The organism is Mesorhizobium sp. M7A.T.Ca.US.000.02.2.1, from assembly GCF_003996995.1.
Taxonomy (GTDB): domain Bacteria; phylum Pseudomonadota; class Alphaproteobacteria; order Rhizobiales; family Rhizobiaceae; genus Mesorhizobium.
Window position 1 is genome coordinate 1 of the sequence record NZ_RZTT01000840.1, and the last position, 787, is coordinate 787.

The following is a 787-nucleotide window of genomic DNA, read 5'->3' on the forward strand; positions in this document are numbered from 1 at the left end:
GGACCGCCGCTTTCAGCCGCGCACCGAGACTGGCAAGCGTTGCTTCGAGGTCGGCCTTCACCGGCACGGCGATTTCGGCCGCACCCGTCGGCGTCGGGGCCCGCACATCCGCCACGAGATCGATCAGCGTCCAGTCCGTTTCGTGGCCGACAGCCGAGATCACCGGAATGCCGGAGGCAGCGACGGCGCGGGCGAGCGCCTCGTCGTTGAAGCCCCAGAGGTCTTCGAGGCTGCCGCCGCCTCGCGCCACGATCAGCAGATCGGGGCGCTGGATGGCGCCATCCCATGCCAGCGCGTTGAAGCCGTTGACCGCGGCGGCCACTTCCGCGCCTGACGTCTCGCCCTGAACACGCACCGGCCAGACCAGGATGTGCAGCGGAAAGCGGTCCTTGATACGGTGGATGATGTCGCGGATGACGGACCCCGTCGGCGAGGTGACGACGCCGATGACGCGCGGCATGAACGGCAGCAACCGCTTGCGGCCGGCATCGAACAGCCCCTCGGCCTGTAGCCGCCGCTTGCGCTCCTCCAGCAGCGCCATCAGCGCGCCGGCGCCGGCAGGCTCAAGATTGTCGATGACGATCTGGTAGTTGGACTTGCCGGGATAGGTGGTGAGCTTGCCGGTGGCGATCACCTCCATGCCCTCTTCGGGACGGAATTTCAGCCGGCTCATCGTGCCTTTCCAGACCACGGCGTCGAGACGGGCACGGTCGTCCTTCAACGCGAAATAAGCATGACCGGACGAATGCGGTCCGCGGTAGCCTGATATTTCGCCACGCACCCGCAC

Annotated in this window: 1 protein-coding gene; it reads right to left on the reverse strand. The window is 67.1% G+C overall.

Annotation, left to right across the window (positions count from 1 at the left end; translation table 11 throughout):
- Positions 1-787 (reverse strand): exodeoxyribonuclease VII large subunit (gene xseA / locus EOD15_RS35020; RefSeq protein WP_127409362.1); only part of this gene is annotated, 787 nt, incomplete at both ends.